The sequence below is a fragment of the Qipengyuania citrea genome (genome assembly GCF_009828015.1).
Taxonomy (GTDB): Bacteria; Pseudomonadota; Alphaproteobacteria; order Sphingomonadales; family Sphingomonadaceae; genus Qipengyuania; species Qipengyuania citrea.
Genome location: NZ_WTYG01000002.1, coordinates 720,685 through 735,305 on the forward strand (window position 1 = coordinate 720,685; position 14,621 = coordinate 735,305).

Genomic DNA, 14,621 nt, shown 5'->3' on the forward strand with positions numbered 1-14,621 from the left:
AATCGATGGAATATGTCACGCGCGCAGGCGCCATCCCGTGCGGAAAATGAACGCAATAACGGCCACGCAGATCGCCAGGAAACCCAGCGTTATGCCGAAGCTGATCCAGATGTTCACATCGCTCTGGCCATAGAAAGTCCACCGCAGGCCGCTGACCAGGTAGACGATCGGATTGGCCAGCGCGATCGTGTCCCACGGCCTGGGCAGCATATCGATCGAATAGAACGTCCCCCCGAGAAAGGTCAGCGGCGTGAGGAACAGCATCGGGATGATGCCCAGCTTCTCGAAATTATCCGCCCAGATGCCGAGGATGAACCCGAACAGGCTGAAGGCCGCCGCGACGAGCATGATATAGAACACCGCCAGCACAGGGTGCGCGATCGAATAGTCGACGAAAAGGCGCGCGGTGAGCAGGATGATCGCGGCGAGCAGCAGGCTCTTGGTCATTGCCGCACCGACGAACCCCAGCAACGTCTCCGATACTCCGACAGGCGCGCTGAGCAGTTCGTAGATCGTCCCGGTGAAACGCGGCATGTAGATCCCGAAACTGGAATTGCTGGTGGTTTCGCCCAGCAGGGTGAGCATCAGCAGGCCCGGAATGATGAAGGCGCCGTAATCCACCCCGCCCAGATCAGGCATGCGCCCTCCGATCGCCGCGCCAAAGACGATGAAATATAGCGATGTGGTAAGTACCGGCGCGAGCACCGACTGGAAGGCGGTGCGCAGGAAGCGCATCAGTTCGCGGGTGTAGATCGACCAGGTCGAGCGCCACGAGATCATGCTGCCTTCCCTTCACCGAGCAGCGAAACGAAGATTTCCTCGAGGCTGCTTTCGCGTGTGTCGATGCCGACGTAATCGATGTCCGCGGCGATCAACGCCTTGGTCAGCGCAGCCACTTCGGCCTTTCCCTTCCCCGTTCCGTCGCCGCCGCGGTAGCACAGCACTTCCCCACCCGGTTCGAGTTCTACAGGGAAGCGGGCGATTTCGGACGGCAAGGCGGAAAGGGGCCTGGCCAGCGTGATATGCGCTTCGGTTCGGCCGAGCCGCGCCATCATCGCATCCTTCTGGTCCACCATCAGCAGTTTGCCGCGATTGATGATGCCGACACGGTCGGCCATCAGCTCGGCTTCCTCGATATAATGCGTGGTGAGAATTATCGTGACACCGCGCTCGCGCATCGTGTCGACGATCGCCCACATTCCCTTGCGCAACTCGACATCGACGCCTGCCGTGGGTTCATCGAGAAACAGCAGGTCCGGCTCATGTGCCAGAGCCTTGGCGATCAGTACCCGGCGCTTCATCCCGCCGGACAAGGCCATGATGCGCTCGTCGCGCTTGTCCCACAGGCTGAGCGACCGCAGGATTTCCTCGATCCGGTCCCTGTCGGGGGCAAGCCCGAACAAGCCGCGCGAATAGCTTACCGCGCGGTGGACGGGTTCGAACATGTCGGTGCTGAGTTCCTGAGGAACCAGGCCGATACGATTGCGTGCGCGGCGCCAGTCGGACGCCAGATCGTGCCCGAAAGCGCGAATACTTCCCGAAGTCGGGCGCACGAGCCCGCATACTGCCCCGATCAGCGTGGTCTTGCCTGCCCCGTTAGGCCCGAGAAGAGCAAAGACCTCGCCCTTGTTGATGGTAAGATCGACATTGTCGAGCGCGGTCAGCCCGCCGGGATAGACCTTCGACAGGCCGGAGAGTTCGAGAATCGGCTCCACATCTCCTAGCTAGCGGCGATCCAGTTGCCGTGGAAGCCCGGAGGGATCAGGTGCGGGATCTCGACCGTCCCGACCACGCCGAGCGTCATCGCGTCGAGAATCTCAAGCGCGCTGGTCTGCCGGTTGCGGTCGATGACATAACCCATCATCCAGCCATCGCCTTCGGCAGCATCGGGCGTGCGCGGAACGAAAACGAATTCACCGGGAATGCGGCCTTCGCCGAAATCGCGCTGCACCCGTTCGCCGGTGGCAAGGTCGTGGCGATAGAGCGGCATCGGCGCAACGAATTCGAGATCGCCATCGGCGGGCATGCCGATCGCCCACAGGTAGCGATGCGCCTTGGTAAAATAGCGTTCGTCCGGTCGCGGGAATTCCTGTCCCGCCGTATCGAGCGTGTCGCGGACGACTTTCCCGCCCTGCCCGTCCACCGTCCAGCGCTCGAGCCCCAGAGGCTTGCCGTATGGCCCGGGCATTTCGCCGTCGAAGATGGTTTCATAGGGCCAGACGTCGATGATCACCCGGCCGGTTTCGTCTTCGAAACTGTTGCCGACGTGGAAGACATAGCAGGGGTCGACCTCGTGCCACACCACATCCTCGTTGCTACCCCCGCGCGGCAGCAATCCGACCCGCGCGCGGTGGCTGCGGTTCCAGCGATAGGGGAACTTGTGGCCCGCAATCAGCGCCTGCATCGAGAAGGTCACCGGCAGGTCGAGGATGACCACGAAGTTCTGGGTCAGCGCGCAGTCGTGGATCGAGGGGCCATGCCTTACCGCGATCTCGGTTTCGCTCAGCACCCTGCCGCTGCGGTCCATGGTGACGTGGCGGATGGTATCCTGCGACGGGCCATCGTAGCAGATCGCATGGTATTCGCCGGTGTCCGGGCATTGATGCGGGTGCGCGGTAAAGGAGCCGGTAAGCCCGCCGCCGAAGTCGGAATAGGCGACGCTATCGAGATTGCCGTCGAGTTCGACAGGGAAGCTGTTGGCCTCGACCAGCGCCATGATCTTGCCGCCGATATCGAGGACATTGGTGTTGACCGTATCGCCGAAGCCGCGCCGCGGACCGCCAACCGCCGCCGGGCCGCCCTTGCCTTCAAGTTCGGCGGAACGGATGAAGCGGTTGCGGTACCACTCGGCCTTGCCGTCCTTCAGCCGGACGCCGTGAACCATCCCGTCGCCGAGGAACCAGTGATGGCCCTTCCCCGCCTTGCCGAAGGGATTTGGCCCGATGCGGACATACCGCCCGTCAAGCTCAGCGGGAATGGCTCCGGTTACGGTGGGATTCGCGAGCGTCAGCTCATCGGCCATCGGGGTATGGATACCCCGCAGGAAAGGGTTTTCACCCGGACCGGGCAAGCGCGCCCGGTTGATGCTGGCAACTGCCTGTACGGCAGGCGTAACCGCCCTTCGGATGGTTTTCTCGACGACACTTGCCATGACCGACTCGCTCCGATTAAAGTGAACGCCGTAAACATAGAGGTTATGATAACAGTGTCAACATCGCCCGAAGCCTATCATCACGGGAACCTGCGCGACGCCTTGCTGGCAGCCGGACTGGCCGCGCTCGAGGGTGCCGAAGGCAAAGCGCCTTCGCTGCGCGAATTGGCGCGCGTGGTCGGGGTCTCGGCGACCGCAGTCTATCGGCACTTTCCCGACAAGCAGGCACTCGATGCCGCGCTCGCCCGCGCGGGTCTGGACCTGCTGGGCAAGGAACAGGCCGCTGCCGCCGAACGTGCGGGCGGTGGATCGCAAGGTTTTACCGAAACAGGCCGGACCTACGTCCGCTTTGCGCTCGCCCACCCTGCCCTGTTCAGGCTGATGTTCACCCAGGGCCACCCGGTGGACGGATCGGCAACACCCGATGAAGCATACGCATTGCTGACAGCCAATTCACGCGCGCTGGTCGGCGATCCAGATGGCGCCGAAACGCTCGCCCTGCAGTCGTGGGCAATGGTGCACGGTATCGCCATGCTGATGCTCGACGGGCGCATCCCCGCCGACGACGCTTTGATCGAGCGGTTGCTCGATACCGGCAATCTGTCCGCTCAGTCGTGTGGCAGCAGCAGCGAGGAATCGCCATAGCTGTAGAAGCGATATTCGCTGTCGATGGCGTGTGCGTAAGCGTCCATCATGCGTTCGCGGCCCATCAGGGCGCTCACCAGCATCATCAGCGTCGATTTCGGCAGGTGAAAATTGGTCATCAGGCCATCGACCGCGCGAAAGCGGTATCCCGGGGTGATGAAGATATCGGTATCGCCAGCGAAGGCACCGATAATCCCGTCTTCCCCCGTCGCGCTTTCGAGCAAGCGCAGGCTGGTCGTCCCCACCGCTATCACCCTGCCGCCGGCCGCGCGCACGGCGTTCAGGCGTGCCGCGGCTTCGGGTTCGATCCGGCCCCATTCGGAGTGCATCGCGTGATCGCTGGTATCGTCAGCCTTCACCGGGAGGAAGGTGCCCGCACCGACATGCAATGTCAGCGTCTCGCGCCCGATCCCCGCAGCGTCGAGCGCATCAATAAGTTCAGGTGTAAAGTGCAGCGCGGCAGTCGGCGCGGCAACCGCGCCGTCCTCGGCTGCGAACATCGTCTGGTAGTCTTCACGGTCCTGCGCATCGGTGGCGCGCTTGCCGGCGATATAGGGCGGCAATGGCATACGTCCGGCGCGTTCGAGCAGGATTTCGACGGGCTCTTCGCCCGCGAAGGCCAACACGAAACTACCATCCTCGAGCCGGTCTTCCGCGGTCGCTGCCACGCCGCCGCCGAATTCCACGACATCGCCGATCCGCAATCGCTTGGCATTGCGCACAAAAGCCTGCCAGCGTCTCAGGTCGATCCGCTTGTGCAACGTCGCGCCGATCCGGGCTTCTCCCCGCCGCCCTTCGAGCTGCGCAGGTATGACGCGGGTGTCATTGAACACGAGCACGTCGCCTGCCCGCAACATCTCTGGCAGGTCGCGCACGCCGCGATCCTCGAAGGCGCCAGCGCCGCGCACCACAAGCATGCGTGCGGCATCGCGCGGGCGCGCGGGCCGAAGCGCGATCCGCTCGGGCGGGAGTTCGAAATCGAAAAGGTCGACTTTCATCGCGCCGCCCCTAGTCTGGGTGCGACGCGATGGAAAGTCAGTTGCCGAGCGGCGCGTTCAGATCGCTGGCCGAAATGTCTTCGTCCTGCACCCGCGGAGCTGTCATGGCCGGCACCGGCTTGTTGTCCGCCGCGATCGAAGCCTGCACGATCCGCGTTGGATTCGCGGGTGGCTCGCCGCGCTGGATCGCATCGACTGCGGGCATGTTGGCGATCACGCGCCCGAAGTTGGTGTAGTTCTGGTCGAGGTTGAAACGTGGATAGAAAACGATGAAGAACTGGCTGTTGGCGCTGTCGGGGCTGCCCGCGCGCGCCATCGAGACGGTACCGCGGACATGCGGCATGCCGTGAAACTCTTCCGCGATGTCGGGCAGCTGCGATCCGCCCGTGCCGGTACCGGTGGGATCACCGGTCTGAGCCATGAAGCCGTCGATGACGCGGTGGAAAATCACCCCGTCGTAGAATCCCTGCCGGGTCAGCGTCTTGATGCGTTCGACATGGTTGGGCGCCCAGTCGGGCTTCAGCCGGATCGCGACGCGTTCGCCGTTCGCCAGGTCGAGCAGCAGGATGTTTTCGCGGTCTTCTTCGACATTGAAGTTCACTGGCGAAAACACCCGCGTATCCGCAGCGGTTTCCTCCGTAGCGGCAGCGTCGACAGCGGCGTCGTCCTGCGCCTGGGCGGCGAAGGGTGTCGAAGCGAGCGCCAATGCGGCGGCAAGGGCAAGCGAAGTCTTGAGCATCGTCATTCCGTGGCAATGTCCTGGGTTGCAGGCCCCTAGCGAGGGGCGTCTGTCCGTTCAATGAATAGGTGCCTGCGAAGCTCAGCCCCCGCGCGGCCCGAGTTTCTTCACTCGCGCCTCGACGTCCTGCCGCACGGCAGGCGTGACGAACTTGCCGATCGGGCCGCCGTAGAAGGCGATTTCCTTTACCAGGCGGCTGGCGATCGGCTGCAGTTCGACATCGGCCATCAGGAATACCGTTTCGATGTGATCGTTGAGCTGCCGGTTCATCCCGGTGAGCTGGTATTCATATTCGAAATCGGTCACCCCGCGGATGCCGCGGATCACGATGCCCGCTTTCATCTGGTCGGCGAAATCCATCAGCAATGAATTGAACCCGACCACACGGATGCTCTGGCTGGCAATGCCGGCAACTTCGCGTTCGACCATGGCGATACGTTCGTCGTCATCGAACATCGGCGACTTCGCGATATTGGTGGTCACGCCGATGATCAGTTCGTCGACCAGCTTCGCGCCGCGCTCGATTATGTCCATGTGACCCAGCGTGATTGGATCGAACGTGCCCGGATAGATGCCGATGCGCTTGGCCATTAATGGTCCCTCTTAACAATGAAATGCGCCAGTTCGACAAGCAGCCGGGCATCGTCGCCGTAGGTGGCGAGATGGTCGCCCGCCTGTTCCACCAGCATCGTCGCCTGCGCCCGCGCCTGTTCGACGCCCATCAGCGTGACGAAGGTCTGCTTTCCCTGTTCCTCGTCCTTGCGCAGCGCCTTGCCGGCCAGCGTCTCGTCGCCTTCGACATCGAGCAGGTCGTCGGCAATCTGGAAGGCGAGCCCGATATCGCGCGCATAGGCGCGCAGATGGGTGCGTCCTTCGGGCGCCACCCGCCCCAGCACCGCGCCCATCTCGACACTGGCGGCCAGCAGGGCACCGGTCTTGAGCTGCTGCAGCCGGGTGACCTGGCGTAGGTCGTAGGATTGTTCTTCGGAGACGATATCCATCATCTGGCCGCCCGCCATCCCGTCGTGCCCGCTGGCGCGCGCCAGCGTGGCAACCAGTTCCGCGCGAACGAAGGGATCGGTGCTGGTGTCCGGCTGGGTCAGAATGTCGAACGCCAGCGCATGCAGGCTGTCCCCCGCAAGCACGGCAGTCGCTTCGTCGAACGCCTTGTGCAGGGTCGGCTTGCCGTGCCGCATCTCGTCATCGTCCATGCACGGCAGATCGTCGTGGATGAGCGAATAGGCATGGATCGCTTCGACTGCGCAGCCCGCGTTGATCGCGGCGTTGCGATTGACGCCGAACAGTTCCGCGGTCGCCACCAGCAGCAGCGGGCGCACCCGCTTGCCGCCTCCGATCACGGCGTAACGCATCGCCTCGATCAGCCGGGCGCGCGTATCGTCGGGCACGGGAAGGAACGCATCGAAGACGCTATCGACTTCAGACTGGACCTGCTCGAAAGCCTGGCCGAGCAGGCTGGGCATCGCGGTTGCGACGCTCACGCGGCCCCGCCCGCATCGAACGGCTCGGTACCCGCGGGCTTGCCGTCGCTGCCCGCTACGATCTTCTCGATCCGCGCCTGTGCAGCGTCCAGCCGCGACTGGCATGCCTTGCGCAGTTGTTCGCCGCGCTCGTACAGATCGATGCTCTCGTCGAGCGGGACATCGCCGCTTTCGAGACGCCGGACGACACTCTCAAGCTCGCGCAGGGCCTGCTCGAAGCTCATCTCGGAAATATGTGACTGTTCCTCTGCCATTGCCCGCGAGCATTGACGGTCCGCCTGCGCCCGGTCAAGTATACCGAAACGGGGGAGCGAATATGACGTGGATTGTCGCCTTCATCGCCGCAGCTCTGGTCTTCGGCGCTTTGGACGCCGCGTGGCTCGGCTGGGCAGGGCCCAATTTCTACCGTCCCCGGCTGGGAGACATCCTGGCCGACAGTTTCCGCATGGCTCCAGCGCTGGTATTCTACGCTGCCTATATCGCCGCCATCGTCTGGTTCGCGGTGCGCCCGGGACTGGCCCAGGGGGTTGCCGCCGCTGCGCTCAACGGGGCGCTGCTGGGGGCGATTTGCTACGCGACCTACGATCTGACCAACCAGGCGACGATGCGCACCTGGTCCACTGCGGTGACCGTGGCCGACATTGCCTGGGGCGCATTTGCTACCGCCCTGGCCGCTTCTGCCGCGACGCTGGCCGCCGACAAATTCGGCTGAGCGCATGTTCATAGGCCATTTCGCTCCCGCATTCCTGGCGCGCGGGATCAGCGAGGACGCCCCGCGGCTCGGCGTGCTGTTCATCGGGGCGCAGCTGACCGACTGGGCCTTGTTCACGCTGACCCTCGGCGGGATCGAGAAATTGCGGATCGTGCCCGGTATCACCGCGATGAACCCGCTCGACCTCTACTATATGCCCTATACGCACAGCCTGCTGGGCACCGCACTCTGGGCGCTCGGCTTCGCCGCCTTGATCTGGCTGGGGACACGAAGTCTGGTGGCTGCGAGCTGGGCGGCCTTCGTCGTCGCAAGTCACTGGGTGCTCGACCTGCTCGTCCACAGGCCGGATCTGACGCTTGCCGGAGGCGCGGAGAAGTACGGCCTCGGACTGTGGAACTTCCCCATCGTCGCGATCCCGCTCGAGCTGGGCCTCCTGCTGCTCGCCTATGGTTTCTATATCGCCCGCACCAAGGGGCCGCTGCTTCCTCCGCTGATCCTGCTGGCCGCCTTGCTGCTGTTCCAGGCACTGAACTGGTTCGGCTCCGAACCCGAACACGCCGGGGCGTCCTTTTCTGCGACCGCCTTCCTGGCCTTCGGCATACTGACTGCGCTCGCGTTCTGGGTGCAGTCGACCCGGTGGCATAAAAACCACGTGGGACTGGCGGTCGGGAGCGTGCAGCGCTAAGCGCGCGCGCATGGCATCTGTCGAATCCGCGATCACCCCCGAAGTCGTCGAGCAGCACGGCTTCAGCCCCGAAGAATACGACCGCGTCCTGAACGCGCTTGGCCGCGAGCCCAATTTGGTCGAGCTGGGGATTTTCTCGGTCATGTGGTCCGAGCACTGCTCCTACAAGAGCTCGCGCCTGCATCTCAAAAAACTGCCGACCGAGGCGCCCTGGGTGATCTGCGGCCCCGGCGAGAACGCCGGCGTCATCGACATCGGCGACGGGCAGGCGGCGATCTTCAAGATGGAGAGCCACAACCACCCGAGCTATATCGAGCCCTACCAGGGCGCGGCGACCGGCGTGGGCGGCATCCTGCGTGATGTCTTCACCATGGGCGCGCGCCCGGTGGCGAATGCCAATGCGCTGCGTTTCGGGCGGCCCGACCACCCCAAGATGCAGCACCTGGTCAAGGGCGTCGTCTCCGGCATCGGCGGCTATGGCAATTGCGTCGGCGTGCCGACTGTATGCGGAGAGACCAACTTCCACCCCGCCTATGACGGCAATATCCTCGTCAATGCGATGACCGTGGGCGTGGCCGATCAGGACAAGATCTTCTATTCCGCCGCCACCGGAGTCGGCAATCCGATCGTCTATGTCGGATCGAAGACCGGGCGCGACGGAATTCACGGCGCGACCATGGCCAGCGCCGATTTCGAGGAAGACGCCGATGCCAAGCGCCCCACCGTGCAGGTGGGCGACCCCTTCACCGAAAAGCTGCTGATCGAGGCCTGCCTCGAACTCATGGCGACCGACGCGATCGTCGCGATCCAGGATATGGGCGCCGCGGGCCTGACCTCTTCCAGCGTCGAAATGGCGACCAATGGCAAGGCGGGCATCCGTCTCGACATGAACATGGTGCCGTGCCGCGAAGACGGGATGACGCCCTACGAGATGATGCTGAGCGAAAGCCAGGAGCGGATGCTCATGGTCCTCAAGCCCGGCAAGGAAGCCATGGCGCAGGCCATCTTCGACAAGTGGGAGCTCGATTTCGCGATCATCGGCGAAGTGACCGATACGCAGCACATGGTGCTCGAATTCGATGGCGAAGTCGTCTGCGACATTCCGCTCGGCCCGCTGGCGGCAGACGCGCCCGAATACGACCGGCCCTATCTGTCCAAGGAAGACTACACTGCCTGGGCAGGCATTGCGCCGATGCGCGAGCGTCCCGACACCGACGATGTGGGCGGTGACGTGATGAAGCTGCTCGCCTCGCCCAACCTGTCCTCGCGCCGCTGGATCGCCGAACAATACGACAGCCAGGTCGGCGCGGATACGCTGCAGACCGGCGGCGATGCCGGTGTCGTTCGCGTGCATGGAACGAAGAAGGCGCTCGCGATCACTACCGATTGCACTCCGCGCTATGTTCATGCCGATCCCTATGAAGGCGGCAAGCAGGCGATTGCCGAAGCCTACCGCAATCTGTGCGCGGTCGGCGCGCGCCCGCTGGCGGTGACCAATTGCCTCAATTTCGCCAACCCGCAGCGCCCCGAGATCATGAGCCAGTTCGTCCATGCGCTCGAAGGCATGGGCGCCGCCTGCCGGCTGCTCGACTTCCCGATCGTGTCGGGCAATGTCTCGCTCTACAACGAGAGCAAGGCGACTGGGGGTGGCAGTGCAATCCTGCCCACACCCGCTATCGGCGGCGTCGGCCTGATCGACGATTACGACCACATGATGACCATGCCATTCAAGGCAGCGGGCGAAACGATCTACCTGCTCCATGCGGAGGAGTGGGCGACCGCGGACCCCGAGCGTTCGCATCTCGGCAAGTCGCTGTGGCTCAGCGAAATCCATGGCCGCGACGAAGGCCGTACCCCGCCGACCGACCTCACCGTCGAAAAGAACGCGGGCCGCATCGTCCGCCAGTTGATCGCCGACGGCCTCGTCAGCGCAGTGCACGACGTTTCCGACGGCGGTCTCGCCATCGCGCTTGCAGAAATGGCGATGGCGGGCGGTATCGGCGCCGAGGTCGAGTGGAACGAAGAGTATTCCAGGGCAGCCTGGTGGTTCGGCGAGGATCAGGGCCGCTATGTCGTTACTGTTCCCGACACCCAAGCACTCAACGAGGCGCTCGCCAAGGGCACTGAAAACGATGAAACCGCCTCGATCGGTTTCCGCCGCATCGGTCGCACCGGGGGCGATACGCTGTTCGGCAATTCGGTCGCGGCGATGCGCGCCGCACATCAGAGCTTTTTCGTCGACTGGATGGAAGGCTGACCGCGTGAAGGCTGACTATCGCGAGACACCTCTGGCGAAGAAGCTCAGCCTGCGCGATGGCCAGCGGGTGTGGTTCGACGGCATGCCCGAAAGCATTCAGGACGAAATCGGTGAATACGCACTCGAGCTGACGTTCGTTCGCGGCCCCGAAGAGGGGCCCGATGCTGCACACATCTTCGTGACCGAACAGGCGGCGCTTGCAGCAAAGCTCGCCGAATTGCGCGAACATATGGCGGGTGACGGCCATGTCTGGGTCAGTTGGCCGGCGCGGGCGGACGGTGCGCCCTCCACCCTTTCCGAGGAGCTGGTTCGCGAGATTGCGCTCCCGCTGGGCCTGGTGGACACCAAGCAGTGCGCGGTCGACGAGGACTGGTCCGGTCTAAAGCTGGTGATCCGCAAGGAATTGCGCTGAACGCCGCTTGGTATAGATCCGCATCATGCGCGATCATGAAATTGTACCCTACTCGCTCCCCGACCTGTCCGATGGCGAACGCATCGCGCGGGCGGAGGCCATGCGCGACCGGCTGAAGCTACGGCGGTCCTGCCGGTATTTCGCCGACACGCCGGTCCCGCGCGCGATTATCGAAGCCGCCATCGAAGCGGCCGGCAGCGCGCCCAATGGAGCAAACCACCAGCCCTGGCATTTCGCGGCGATTTCAACGCCCGAAACCAAGCGCGCGATCCGCGACGCGGCGGAAGCCGAGGAGCGCGAGTTTTACGCGGGCAAGGCCGGGACGCAGTGGCTCGAAGCGCTGGAGCCGCTGGGAACGGATGCCGACAAGCCCTTCCTCGAAACCGCACCGTGGCTGGTGGTCGTCTTCGCCCAGCGCAAGGGCGGGATCGAGGAAGATGGTGAGACGCAGAACTACTATGTCAGCGAAAGCGTGGGGATCGCCTGCGGCCTGCTGCTTGCCACGGTGCACGAAGCCGGGTTGGCCACACTGACCCACACGCCCTCTCCGATGGGCTTCCTGCGCGCGATCTGCGGCCGGCCCGATCATGAAAAGCCGGTGATGATCGTGGTGGTCGGGCACCCGGCGAAGGATGCAAGCGTTCCCGCGCACGCGCTGGATAAGAAACCGCTCAGCCGGATTGCCAGCTGGCTTTAGGATCAGGCTACAGCGGCGGCCCCGTCCCCCTGCTGCGCCAGAAGGTCATAGGGATCGATCCCGTCCTGACGCCAGACATGGTGGCAGACACGGTACCAGTGTGGATCGGGAATACGGAATTGCGCCCGGACTTCGGCGAGGTTCTTGCCCAGCAGCTCGCGGATCGAAAGGCCTACCAGCGGCGGGCAGGCTTTCCCGGTCCGATGCGCCTGCCGCACGGCTTTCATCACCGGGGCTTCGCTTCGGACTAGCCGCTTGAGATGCAGGGCGCCGGCATAGCCCAGCAGCAAATGACCATGGCTGGGGGATTGCCCGTGCGTAAACAGCAATACGCATTGTTCACCCAGTGCATCCCGCCCATATCCGGTGAGCACATGCATCAGATCGTGCGTATCGCGCTGGCGATAGCCGTACCACTGGATAAGGTCGTCATAACTCTGACTGCCCGACTTCTCCGACTCTTCGACGAGCCCGGCGGCAGTCAGGCCTTCGCGTTCCATGAAATCGCAATAGGCGTGCGCCACCGTACCCTCGGGATGGCGGCGCAAGGCGGCATGGTCGTCGAGAATGGGCGGCAGGAACGGTTCGCTCGCGCGTAGCGCCTCGCCATGCGGGCTGAGCGCAAGTTCGCGTACACGCGGCACGAACTGGCCGGACGGCAGAGCATCGTAGATCTTGAAGACCTCGGCCGTATTCTCCTTATCCTTCAGCAATTCGCGGAAGTGACCGAAAGCGGCAAAGGGGCGATAGCGCGGCCTGGGGCGGCGCGGGTCGCGCAAGGGAGTGCCGTCGCGCGCCGATTCGAAATCGACAGAGGTGAAAGCGCCGAGGCTGATCTGATCGTTCATGGTGCCCGTTTGCTACCAGTTCAGCCCCATCTCGCATTGGAAAAGCGCGCCATGGCTAGGCCGGATCGAAATCCTCCACCCATTCGCTCTCCGCAATTCCGAGCAGCTTGAGGATCGCAGTCAGTTCGACGCTGGCAATCCGGCCGTTGGCTGCTTCGCGCGCCTTGGGCTTGGCGCGGTAGGCGATGCCGTAATCGGCGGCCTCGATCATCGGGATGTCGTTGGCCCCGTCGCCCGTCGCCAGCACGCGCGCGCCCTCGCCAAGTTGGGAGCGTTCGTCCTCCAGCGTGGCGAGCTTGGTCGAAGCATCGCTGACCGGTCCGGCCAGAAGCCCGGTCAACGCCCCGCCCGCCACGCCGAGGCGGTTGCCCACGACGCGCTCGAAGCCGAGTTGCTCGGCCACCGGGTCGGCGAAATGATGGAATCCGCCAGTCACCAGGACCGTACGGCAGCCCTTGCTGCGCAGGGTATTCACCAGCGCCCGTGCACCCGGCACCGGCTGGATGCGCTGATCCAGGCAGGTGGCGATAGCGCCTTCCTCGAGCCCTTCGAGCAGCCCGACACGCTCCTTCAGTGCGCTTTCGAATTCGAGTTCGCCGCGCATCGCGCGTTCGGTAATGTCGGCGACCTTGTCCTTTATACCGGCGAAATCGGCGAGCTCGTCGATGCACTCCTGCCCGATCATTGTTGAATCCATGTCGGATACGAACAGCCGCGGCACCTCGATCTCGTGATCCGCGACCAGCAGGTCGCATTCGCCGAAATGTTCGGTCAGGATGCCGGTAAGCCGGGCGCGCTCGCCGTCCGGAAGCGAAATCTGGAGCACGTCGCTACAAAAATCGAGCATGCCTGCCATGGCCACCGGCATCCCGGCATCGGCGCATGCCCCCAGCGCGGCGTCGAGACGCGTTTCCACGCCGTCCATGTCTGCTATCAGCCGCGCGATGAGCACTTCGAAATCTCCCGAGAACAAGCCGGTGGCGCTCATTGCAGGGCCGACTGCCAGCGGCAAGAGCCAACTCGCGGTTGATCTGGCGCAGCGGCTGGCGCGCGACGGGCGCCGCGGGGTCGTCGTCAACGCCGATAGCCAGCAGGTCTACCGCGAGCTGCATATCCTCTCGGCACGCCCCTCGGAGGATGAAACGCAGGGCATCGAGCACCGATTGTTCGGAACCTGGGACGGGGCGCAATCCTGTTCGGCCGCAGATTGGTCCGCAGCGGCGCGCGACATCATTCGCGAGATCCACGCCAGTGGCGGCGTTCCGATCCTGTGCGGCGGGACGGGGCTCTACTTGCGCACCCTGCTGGAGGGCATCGCCCCCGTACCAGAAATCGACCCGGACATTCGCGCGGCGGTGCGGGATCTGGACCAGGTGCGCGCGCGGGCGGCGCTCGAGGCGGAGGATCCCCAAGCGGCGGCGCGCCTTGCGCCTGCCGATGCCACGCGAACGGCCCGCGCACTCGAAGTCATCCGGTCGACCGGGCGCACGCTGGCACAATGGCAGGCGCATAAACGCGGGGGGATCGCAAAGGAAGTGGGGCTTCACCCACTCGTGCTGCTGCCCGACCGCGGCTGGCTGAACGCGCGCTGCGATCTGCGTTTCGAACGCATGCTCGATACCGGTGCGATCGCCGAAGTGGAGGCGCTGCTGGCCCGCGAACTCGACCCAGGCCTCCCGGTGATGCGCGCCATCGGAGTGCGTGAAATCGCCTCCCTGATCAAAGGCGAACTATCGCGCGCTCAAGCTATCGCGGCTGGCCAGCTGGCTACGCGCCAGTATGCCAAGCGCCAATACACGTGGTTTCGCAACCAACCACCCGCCGACTGGGTGCGTGCGGATAACAAAACTATCGCCGAACACGATTTTTTTGTTTCTTTGTTTCGCGCACAAGGTTGACCGCGTAATTGAAGCATCGTATTTGAGTGCATGTCGGCCCGGCGCTTGAGACCCCAGCGTCGGGCCGACTTGTGTTCTGA

17 protein-coding genes are annotated in these 14,621 nt (G+C 64.1%); 7 read left to right on the forward strand and 10 right to left on the reverse strand.

Going from position 1 to position 14,621, the window contains the following annotated elements; genetic code table 11:
* Positions 1–15 precede the first annotated feature (15 nt).
* The 3 genes from GRI55_RS09010 to GRI55_RS09020 are packed head-to-tail and all read right to left on the reverse strand — an operon-like array spanning position 16 to position 3,151.
* Positions 16–780: an ABC transporter permease gene (locus GRI55_RS09010; RefSeq protein ID WP_063505840.1), complete on the reverse strand. Its 765-nt coding sequence runs from the start codon at positions 778–780 to the stop codon at positions 16–18.
* Positions 777–1,715 carry an ABC transporter ATP-binding protein gene (locus GRI55_RS09015; RefSeq protein ID WP_160766892.1) on the reverse strand — a complete coding sequence of 313 codons (939 nt, stop codon included), beginning with the start codon at positions 1,713–1,715 and terminating at the stop codon, positions 777–779. The genes GRI55_RS09010 and GRI55_RS09015 overlap by 4 nt, the downstream gene beginning before the upstream one ends.
* A gap of 5 nt (positions 1,716–1,720) precedes the next feature.
* Entirely contained in the window at positions 1,721–3,151 is a 1,431-nt protein-coding gene (locus tag GRI55_RS09020; protein ID WP_160766893.1) for an 8'-apo-carotenoid 13,14-cleaving dioxygenase, read from the reverse strand.
* A gap of 45 nt (positions 3,152–3,196) precedes the next feature.
* Here GRI55_RS09020 and GRI55_RS09025 point away from each other — a divergent pair, with 45 nt between their 5' ends.
* Positions 3,197–3,796 carry a TetR/AcrR family transcriptional regulator gene (locus tag GRI55_RS09025; protein WP_160766894.1) on the forward strand — a complete coding sequence of 200 codons (600 nt, stop codon included), beginning with the start codon at positions 3,197–3,199 and terminating at the stop codon, positions 3,794–3,796.
* Here GRI55_RS09025 and queA read toward each other — a convergent pair.
* From queA to GRI55_RS09050, 5 genes are all read right to left on the reverse strand, one after another.
* Positions 3,760–4,794: a tRNA preQ1(34) S-adenosylmethionine ribosyltransferase-isomerase QueA gene (queA, locus tag GRI55_RS09030; RefSeq protein WP_160766895.1), complete on the reverse strand. Its 1,035-nt coding sequence runs from the start codon at positions 4,792–4,794 to the stop codon at positions 3,760–3,762. The genes GRI55_RS09025 and queA overlap by 37 nt on opposite strands.
* A 37-nt stretch (positions 4,795–4,831) precedes the next feature.
* Positions 4,832–5,533, reverse strand: coding sequence for a peptidylprolyl isomerase (locus GRI55_RS09035; protein ID WP_160766896.1), 702 nt, complete (start codon positions 5,531–5,533; stop codon positions 4,832–4,834).
* Between the two features lie 81 nt (positions 5,534–5,614).
* Positions 5,615–6,124 carry a pantetheine-phosphate adenylyltransferase gene (gene coaD / locus GRI55_RS09040; RefSeq protein WP_063505806.1) on the reverse strand — a complete coding sequence of 170 codons (510 nt, stop codon included), beginning with the start codon at positions 6,122–6,124 and terminating at the stop codon, positions 5,615–5,617.
* On the reverse strand, positions 6,124–7,014 hold the full coding sequence (locus GRI55_RS09045; protein WP_160767066.1) for a polyprenyl synthetase family protein: 891 nt from the start codon (positions 7,012–7,014) through the stop codon (positions 6,124–6,126). The genes coaD and GRI55_RS09045 overlap by 1 nt, the downstream gene beginning before the upstream one ends.
* A gap of 14 nt (positions 7,015–7,028) precedes the next feature.
* Complete coding sequence (locus tag GRI55_RS09050; protein WP_050600635.1) at positions 7,029–7,286, reverse strand: exodeoxyribonuclease VII small subunit; 258 nt, start codon at positions 7,284–7,286, stop codon at positions 7,029–7,031.
* A 62-nt stretch (positions 7,287–7,348) separates the two neighbouring features.
* Between GRI55_RS09050 and GRI55_RS09055 the strand changes: the two genes are divergently transcribed.
* From GRI55_RS09055 to GRI55_RS09075, 5 genes are read left to right on the forward strand one after another with little or no spacing between them, the layout of a single operon-like run.
* On the forward strand, positions 7,349–7,744 hold the full coding sequence (locus GRI55_RS09055) for a DUF2177 family protein (protein ID WP_160766897.1): 396 nt from the start codon (positions 7,349–7,351) through the stop codon (positions 7,742–7,744).
* A gap of 4 nt (positions 7,745–7,748) precedes the next feature.
* On the forward strand, positions 7,749–8,429 hold the full coding sequence (locus GRI55_RS09060; protein WP_160766898.1) for a hypothetical protein: 681 nt from the start codon (positions 7,749–7,751) through the stop codon (positions 8,427–8,429).
* A 10-nt stretch (positions 8,430–8,439) separates the two neighbouring features.
* Positions 8,440–10,686: a phosphoribosylformylglycinamidine synthase subunit PurL gene (purL, locus tag GRI55_RS09065; RefSeq protein ID WP_160766899.1), complete on the forward strand. Its 2,247-nt coding sequence runs from the start codon at positions 8,440–8,442 to the stop codon at positions 10,684–10,686.
* Between the two features lie 4 nt (positions 10,687–10,690).
* On the forward strand, positions 10,691–11,098 hold the full coding sequence (locus GRI55_RS09070) for a DUF3052 family protein (protein WP_307019311.1): 408 nt from the start codon (positions 10,691–10,693) through the stop codon (positions 11,096–11,098).
* 25 nt (positions 11,099–11,123) lie between these two features.
* A complete protein-coding gene (locus tag GRI55_RS09075) occupies positions 11,124–11,795 on the forward strand; it encodes a nitroreductase family protein (protein WP_160766900.1) in 672 nt (223 codons plus the stop codon).
* Positions 11,796–11,797: 2 nt separating this feature from the next.
* Here GRI55_RS09075 and GRI55_RS09080 read toward each other — a convergent pair whose 3' ends face one another.
* Both GRI55_RS09080 and serB read right to left on the reverse strand, forming a co-directional pair.
* A complete protein-coding gene (locus GRI55_RS09080) occupies positions 11,798–12,643 on the reverse strand; it encodes a Coq4 family protein (protein ID WP_160766901.1) in 846 nt (281 codons plus the stop codon).
* Positions 12,644–12,698: 55 nt separating this feature from the next.
* Complete coding sequence (serB, locus tag GRI55_RS09085; protein ID WP_331251265.1) at positions 12,699–13,499, reverse strand: phosphoserine phosphatase SerB; 801 nt, start codon at positions 13,497–13,499, stop codon at positions 12,699–12,701.
* 88 nt (positions 13,500–13,587) lie between these two features.
* On the opposite strand from serB, the gene miaA reads away from it, so the two are divergent.
* Positions 13,588–14,541 carry a tRNA (adenosine(37)-N6)-dimethylallyltransferase MiaA gene (gene miaA, locus GRI55_RS09090; protein WP_160766902.1) on the forward strand — a complete coding sequence of 318 codons (954 nt, stop codon included), beginning with the start codon at positions 13,588–13,590 and terminating at the stop codon, positions 14,539–14,541.
* Positions 14,542–14,621: the final 80 nt, after the last annotated feature.